This window comes from Microcoleus sp. D3_18a_C4, from assembly GCF_036702415.1.
GTDB lineage: Bacteria > Cyanobacteriota > Cyanobacteriia > Cyanobacteriales > Microcoleaceae > Microcoleus.
In genome coordinates this window covers 22,190-29,508 of sequence record NZ_JAUBTI010000041.1, presented here as the reverse complement: position 1 = coordinate 29,508, position 7,319 = coordinate 22,190, and the positions used below count along the sequence as shown (strand labels likewise).

Here is a 7,319-nt window from a genome sequence, read left to right as displayed (position 1 = left end):
AACAGGCATCTTGCCTGTTCAGGAGAATGCTGCAAAAACTCTTTGTGGAACAGGCATCTTGCCTGTTCAGGAGAATGCTGCAAAAACTCTTTGTGGAACAGGCATCTTGCCTGTTCAGGAGAATGGTGCAAAAACTCTTTGTGGAACAGGCATCTTGCCTGTTCAGGAGAAGGCGGGAATATGGGAGTTACAACCCGCAAAAATACCAAAAATAAGGTTTCTTACCCTATAGCAACCGCCAACACTATTAAGAAGTTATTAATCAGTGAAACCCTTCTTCCTTCTTCCTTCTTCCTTCTGCTATAGCTTTGACTTTAATTATGATGATGAAATATCGCAGATTCGGTCGCACAGAATTATCCATGCCCGTCTTTTCCTGCGGTGGCATGAGATATCAGTACAAATGGCAAGACGTGCCAGCCAAGGAAATCCCCCCAGACAATCAACAAAATCTAGAAGCGACGATTCGCTACTCGGTTGAATGCGGCATCAATCACATAGAAACTGCTCGCGGTTACGGCAGTTCCGAAATGCAATTGGGATGGATTTTTCCTAATTTTCCCCGCGAAAAGTTGATAGTGCAAACGAAAGTGAGTCCTAAACCGAACTCCCAAGAGTTCCGCGAAGACTTTGAAAAATCCTTAGCTTATTTGCAACTGGAATACGTCGATTTACTGTCGCTACATGGCATTAATACATGGGAATTGCTAGAGGATTCTATCCGTCCGGGCGGCTGTATGGATGTGGCGAGAAAGTTGCAAGCAGAAGGCAAGGTTAAGTTTATTGGTTTCTCAACTCACGGCCCTACGGATGTGATTGTCAAAACAATTGAAACTAATCAATTTGATTATCTTAACTTGCACTGGTACTACATCAATCAAATTAATTGGCCCGCTATAGAAGCTGCTAAACGTCACGATATGGGCGTTTTTATTATCAGTCCTTCCGACAAAGGCGGTCAACTTTACAGCCCGCCGCAAAAATTGGTAGACTTGTGCTATCCGTTGAGTCCGATGGTGTTTAATGATTTATTTTGTTTGTCCTATCCGCAAGTACACACTTTAAGTTTAGGGGCCGCCAAACCTGAAGATTTTAACGAGCATCTGAAAGCTGTAGAATTGTTAGATAGAGCCGATGAAATTTTGCCTCCGATATTAGAAAAATTAGAAAAAGCAGCAATTGATAAATTAGGAGAAGATTGGTTTAAGACTTGGCACGTCGGTTTACCAACTATCGAAAATACTCCAGGAGGCATTAATATTTATGTGATTCTGTGGCTGTGGAATTTGGCGCAAGCTTACGATACGATCGACTATTGCAAGATGCGCTACAACCTTTTAGGCAATGCGGGCCACTGGTTCCCCGGCCAAAAAGCCGTAGCTTGCGGGGCGGAACGCCATCGCCTCGATGAATTAGACTTGCGCCGCTCTCTCGCCCACAGTCCCCACGCTGCTAAAATTCCCGGTATTCTGCAAGCAGCCGATCGGCTTTTTGGAGGCGAAGCCATCCAGCGTTTGTCCCAAGAATAATCGCAAAAAAACCCGGTTTCGAGACAGAAACCGGGTTGGTGAACCGGAGCACGTGAGTTAGTTACGCGCATACAATTAGCGTAGACTTGAGAAACTCTCACAACCATCGCCCATCCGTCTCATCCATTCGGGCGATAGAACTTTTTTTCTCAACTCACTCCCATTTTGCTTTAATCTGAGATAAAACAGTTAATAATTCACTTAGGTACTTTTTATGACTCTCAAACGCCGAGATTTCTTGTATTTGGTAACTGCAACCGTCGGAGCCATTACCGCAGGTGCTTGCCAAGCGTCAGGAAATAATGTATCTCAAGCAAGTCCAATTGCAGAAAGCCCAAAAATAGCCCAAACTCCGGGGCCTTTTACACTGCCACCTCTGCCCTACGAATACAATGCTTTAGAACCGCACATCGATGCGCGGACAATGCAATTTCACCACGACAAACACCATGCCGCCTACGTTAAAAACCTCAACGATGCTGTCAGTAAATACCCGCAACTCAAAAATATCACTGCGGAAAATATGCTGCGAGATTTGAGTAAAGTGCCGCAAGATATTCGCACAACCGTGCGTAACAATGGCGGCGGACACCTAAATCACAGTATGTTTTGGGAAATCATGAGTCCCAAAGGTGGCGGCGAACCGACAGGGGCAATTGCAACAGCAATCCAGCAAACTTTCGGCAGTGTTGACGATTTTAAAACAAAATTTAACGAGGCCGGCGCCAAGCGTTTTGGCAGCGGTTGGGTGTGGCTAGTCCGCAATAAAGCTGGCAAACTTGAGATTACAACTACTGCCAATCAAGACACTCCTTTCATGGAGGGCAACTATCCAATTATGGGTAACGATGTTTGGGAACACGCTTATTATCTCAAATACCAAAATTTGCGCGCCGACTACTTAAAAGCTTGGTGGAATGTTGTTAATTGGGCAGAAATTAACAAGCGCTACGAAAAGGCGATCGGGTAGTTTTCAATTAGATGAAATACAGGACACGGCCGATGAAATACAGGACACGGCAGTGCCGTGTCCCTACTAGCGCACGGGTCGCTCGAACTGCTGTACAACTTTCCGCAAGTAAACGCAGTGCCGTGCCCCCTGACTCGTCGGCGTTGTAAATGCTTCGACTGACTCAACTGTGCCGCCCAAATGCTCGATCGCCCTTTGCAACTCCGTTTCTTCCTCCACCGTCCAATTCCCACGGTAAAGTACAGCCAAACCGCCATTTTTTAGCAGAGGCAGCGCGCATTTAGCGCAGAGAGGAGCGGCTCCCACTGCTCGGAGAACGGCTAAATCATAAGCTTGTTTGTGTTGTGGCGCTCTGGCCATTTCATCGGATCGACCCAACAAAGTTGCAGCATTTTCTATCCCTAAAGACGGCACAACTGTTTCCAAAAAATTAATTTTTTTGCGGGTAGAATCGAGCAAAGTAACTGATAGTTGTGGCAGGGCGATCGCGATCGGCAGACCCGGAAAACCCCCACCAGTCCCGATATCGATCGCTTTCTGTACCGACTCCGCGGCAAATTCGGGATTTTCCGCCGAATTGTGATTAGCTGGCAGCAGTTTCGCAATTCCCCGCAGAGAATCCCACAAATGTTTTTCCCAAAACTCCATCGGCTCAGTAATTCGAGTTAAATTCAAGGAGCGATTGCCCTCGACAATTAACTCGTAAAGCCGCTGAAATTGTTGTTGCTGCGACTCATCCGGCTGCCAATTCAGCGTTTTTTGCCACAACTCGTTCATCTGGGGCAACACAGGCATTGTAATCTGATTCATCTTCTCTTCCCACTCTTTTGTAAGCTCTGCAAATTCTCTGCACTTAAAAATGCTTCATAATGCGATTGACCCGCCCGCACTAACTAATGACTACTGACTACTGACTAATCACTAATAACTAATGACTACTCACTAATGACTAATGACTAATGACTAATGACTAATCACTAATGACTAATGACTAACAAAACTCGTTTCCTTAGCTTCTAACTTAGCCCGATCGACCTCTTGCAAATCCCCGTGGTTTAGAGTCCAAAATCGGTCAGCAACGCTCAACAAATCGCTAGCATCGTGAGTAACAATCAACAAAGTCCAGTGACTTTTCAACTTACTCAACAAGCTTACCAACTGCCGACGCATCGACCAATCCAAACCCGCCGTCGGTTCGTCCAAAAGTAGCAAATGCGGCTGCCGAATTAGCTGCACTGCCAGGGCAACCCTGCGCTGTTGGCCCCCGCTCAAAGCGTGGGGGGAAGCGCGCAGCGGCAAATGTCCGAGTCCCACTTCTGCCATTGCTGAGTTAATTTGTTCTTGTCCCAATTCAGGATGCCCCAACCGCAATTCTTCTAAAATTGTGCCACCGCAAAAATGCCTTTCTGGAAACTGAAACACTAACCCTCCTAACTGTTGCAAGTGTTCCGGTGTTAATTCTTGTTCCCGCCAACGGATGTCGCCGCTAGTTTTTTCGGCTAAACCTGCTAATATTTCTAATAGCGTACTTTTGCCTGAACCGCTGCGACCCACAATCAGCCCCATTTGCTGCGAGGGCAGTTCTAAGTTAATATTTTTCAGAATAGGATTCGGACAGGCGGTAGGATGATATACTAAGTTTTTTAGATAAAGCATTAACGGCAGTTGTTAGTTGGCAGTTGGCAGTTGGCAGTTAACAGTTAACAGTTAACAGTTAACAGTTAACAGTTAACAATCAGAAAAATAGTTATTGTGGGAGCGGGGAACTTCGGGTTGTGCTATTGATAGTTAAGGCGGTTTTTGGCTGGGGTCGATCGCACACAATTATTTTACATAAATCTTAACAAAAATTTTCTTTTTTTTCAGGAGTGGCGTTTGATTTTTCTGTTTTTTCATGGTAGATTTTAATAATGGAAATCTGTGCATCGTTATATTACAAGTCACACTCCCATTATTAAAATATACATCAACAACCACAAAAAATCAAGCAAATTTAACTCTTTTTTTGACCGCGGCCCGAAAGTCTGAAAATTTAACTCTCTTGTTTCTAGTTTACAGTATATTACATTGAGAGAATTGACGATGACGAAAACCCCTTTAGCATCGGTGGGCAAGCAAATGTTAAGTTCTAAACAGACAGTGCGGGCGATCGCCAGTGCAGGAGCGATCGTCCTCAGCATCTGCATTAACTCAGCAGTAGCGGGCGATCCCTTTCGCAGCAGCAACCCGCAGGCGATCGGGCCCAACACCGAAACCGCTTTCAAAACAATGTTTCAGCAAGGAAACTACAAACAAGCAAAAACTCAAGTTCAACAAGCACTATCAGCCGAACCAAACGAGCCGCTAGCCTATGCAATGGCAGCCTCCCTATCCTACATCGAAAAAGACTTCAACTCGATGAATTCCTACGCGCAAAAAACCCGCGAAGTCGGCGAAAACTTGACTAAAACTAATCCATTGCGCGGCAATATTTACACAGCAGCAGGTCACTTTCTAGAAGGGGCGAACATTATAGCCAAAGAAGGAACAGCCAAAGGCGCGCCCCAAGCTTTGAGTAAATTGCGAGTAGTATTTCAATACCTAGAGGCCGCCGACAAAATAGCGCCCAACGACCCAGAACTAAACCTGATCAAAGGCTACATGGACTTAATGCTAGCCACAAACCTGCCCTTTTCCAACCCCAACGAAGCAATTCAAAGACTCGAACAAAAAGCCTCTCCCCGCTACTTAGCTTATCGCGGCATGGCAGTAGGCTATCGAGACTTGAAAAAGTACGATCGCGCTTTAGAGTTTGCCAACAAATCCCTAGCAGAAACGCCCAACAATCCAGAAGTTCTCTATCTAAAAGCACAAATTTTGTTCTCCCAATCCCAGGGAAAAGACAGCAACAAAACCTTACTTGAGGAAGCCCGAAAAAACTTCGACGCCGCCTTAGCAAAACCCGACCAACTGCCGCGCAGTTTAGTAGCCGAAATCTTCTTTCAGCAGTGCAGAACCCGCAACCGTCTCGACAGCAAATCTCGCGACTGCGACCCGATGCGCGATAAAATTAGAGATGCAGATGGAGTCTGGGGGCCGGCGGCCTTACCACCACTTTAAAAAGAGTCAGAGGGAAAGTCAGAAGTCAGGAGTCAGGAGGAAATTTTCCCTGTCTCCCTCTCTCCCAATTTTCCTCTCTCCTGCAATCCAATTCCTGCAATTCCATTCCCTTTCTTTGATAAAATTGATGCAAGTAGAGTTTCGCGAGTTTAACCCCTTTGACCTCTGGATTTGGCTGAAGTTCAGCAACGTGCCTTCAAACGGTGAAAAACAGTATGTTGAAGAAGTGTTTGACTCTTGGTTTTTCTTGGGAAAACTGGGAGGATTTAATGCGGAAAATTTGCAAGTTCAAGATGAAGGCTTAGACATCAGTGATATGAATTACGATGTTAATCTAGCCGACCAAAGCATGATGGCTTTGATGCACAATATGGGAGAAATGGAGTATCAAGGTTCTTGGGCTCGCTGCTGGTTTGATTTGGGTACTAGCGATGCAATTGGCCTCGATGTTTTGATTAATGTTTTCCAGCAACTCAGCAAAGAATTCGTAACGATTGAAAAACTAATTATCGGCGGGGAAAATATAGACTGGCCAATTGAAAATAGGAGGAGCAGAGAGGGTTTTGCCGCCGATAATTAAACGTTGGCACGACACGGATGACACGGATACACGGATAATATAGTCCTGGACGCACGGGTAATCAGAAACCGGGTTTTTTTCCTTGAATACTTTGTTACAACGCTTGAAGGGCAAAAAACCCGGTTTCTTTGGTTTTGATGCGTAATGACTAATGACTGATGACTGATGGCTATATTATGCAAGGTAAAATTCGCGTAATTGTTTTAGGATTAATTCGATCGGGCGATCGCATCTTCGTGTCAGAATGCGAAGATCCGGTCAAACAAGACACATTTTACCGCGCTTTGGGCGGCGGCGTAGAATTTGGAGAGCACAGCATCGACGCTTTGCAAAGAGAGTTTCAAGAAGAAATTGAAGCCGAGTTAACAAATATCAAATATTTGGCTTGTTTAGAAAACTTCTTTGTTTATAATGGCCAAGCCGGACACGAATTAATACAACTATACCAGTGCGATTTTGTTGATTCCAAATTTTATGAATTGGAGAGTCTGGATTTTGCAGACGGAGATGGGGAACATACTGCATTTTGGATACCGATCGATCGCTTTCGATCGGGCGAATTGCGCCTAGTTCCCGACAAATTTATCGACTACTGTGAAGGCTAATAATTCAACCCATACCAAAAAACAAATACCTGATATGGGAGAATTACACATAAAATATTTGCCGTCGGGGCGGGTTTCACCTGAAATATTGGCGATAACTAACAGGATGAATAAACCCGCCCCTTCCTTCCGCCCGCGCGTTACCTTGATCTACCGTACATTTGGCAGCTTATCCAACACGTCATAGAGAAGAGAGTTAATAAAACCGAGGGCGATCGCCCCAAGCATTGCACTCCAAATTCCCCAGCGCAAGCGAAACCCTTCGACTAGCCAAGCCGCCAATCCAAACATAGCAGCGTTGATAACAATCGCAAACAAGCTATAAGTTGGCAACGCAAATGGTTCAACATTTCCCACAAAAATAGGCCGCACCAAAGCATTCAGCAATCCAAAAACGGCAGCCGAAATCATCGCTTTTCCAAAACTGTCAATATCTACCCCGATGGGCAGCTTGGAAATTATAAAAAAGCTCACAGAATTAACCAGCCAAGCAATTGCCACAGAAAAGATGTCGAGCTTCATTTGGCAATCTCCTC

At 45.2% G+C, this 7,319-nt stretch carries 9 protein-coding genes; 6 read left to right on the top strand and 3 right to left on the bottom strand.

The annotated features are described in order from the left end of the window. From QUB16_RS18515 to QUB16_RS18505, 3 genes are all read left to right on the top strand, one after another. Nucleotides 1-215 (top strand): hypothetical protein (locus tag QUB16_RS18515; protein ID WP_333318250.1); only part of this gene is annotated, 215 nt, incomplete at its 5' end. A gap of 108 nt (nt 216-323) precedes the next feature. Continuing rightward, nucleotides 324-1,529, top strand: a complete 1,206-nt coding sequence (locus QUB16_RS18510; protein ID WP_445251137.1) for an aldo/keto reductase — start codon at nt 324-326, stop codon at nt 1,527-1,529. 214 nt (nt 1,530-1,743) lie between these two features. Beyond that, nucleotides 1,744-2,499 (top strand): Fe-Mn family superoxide dismutase, encoded by a 756-nt coding sequence (locus QUB16_RS18505; protein ID WP_333318248.1) that lies wholly within the window; start codon nt 1,744-1,746, stop codon nt 2,497-2,499. A gap of 66 nt (nt 2,500-2,565) precedes the next feature. Here QUB16_RS18505 and rsmG read toward each other — a convergent pair whose 3' ends face one another. After that, the gene (rsmG, locus tag QUB16_RS18500) at nt 2,566-3,309 is read right to left on the bottom strand and encodes a 16S rRNA (guanine(527)-N(7))-methyltransferase RsmG (RefSeq protein WP_333318246.1); all 744 of its coding nucleotides are present in this window, start codon (nt 3,307-3,309) and stop codon (nt 2,566-2,568) included. 174 nt (nt 3,310-3,483) lie between these two features. After that, nucleotides 3,484-4,155: an energy-coupling factor ABC transporter ATP-binding protein gene (locus QUB16_RS18495; RefSeq protein WP_333263828.1), complete on the bottom strand. Its 672-nt coding sequence runs from the start codon at nt 4,153-4,155 to the stop codon at nt 3,484-3,486. A 426-nt stretch (nt 4,156-4,581) separates the two neighbouring features. Here QUB16_RS18495 and QUB16_RS18490 point away from each other — a divergent pair, with 426 nt between their 5' ends. From QUB16_RS18490 to QUB16_RS18480, 3 genes are all read left to right on the top strand, one after another. Next, the gene (locus QUB16_RS18490) at nt 4,582-5,598 is read left to right on the top strand and encodes a Sll0314/Alr1548 family TPR repeat-containing protein (RefSeq protein WP_333318244.1); all 1,017 of its coding nucleotides are present in this window, start codon (nt 4,582-4,584) and stop codon (nt 5,596-5,598) included. 127 nt (nt 5,599-5,725) lie between these two features. Then, nucleotides 5,726-6,178, top strand: a complete 453-nt coding sequence (locus QUB16_RS18485; RefSeq protein WP_190659407.1) for a DUF3531 family protein — start codon at nt 5,726-5,728, stop codon at nt 6,176-6,178. 158 nt (nt 6,179-6,336) lie between these two features. Next, nucleotides 6,337-6,783, top strand: a complete 447-nt coding sequence (locus QUB16_RS18480; RefSeq protein WP_333318242.1) for an NUDIX hydrolase — start codon at nt 6,337-6,339, stop codon at nt 6,781-6,783. Between the two features lie 150 nt (nt 6,784-6,933). Here the strand turns inward: QUB16_RS18480 and QUB16_RS18475 are convergent, their stop codons facing one another. Continuing rightward, on the bottom strand, nt 6,934-7,305 hold the full coding sequence (locus QUB16_RS18475) for a phage holin family protein (protein ID WP_333318240.1): 372 nt from the start codon (nt 7,303-7,305) through the stop codon (nt 6,934-6,936). Between the last annotated feature and the right edge of the window lie 14 nt (nt 7,306-7,319).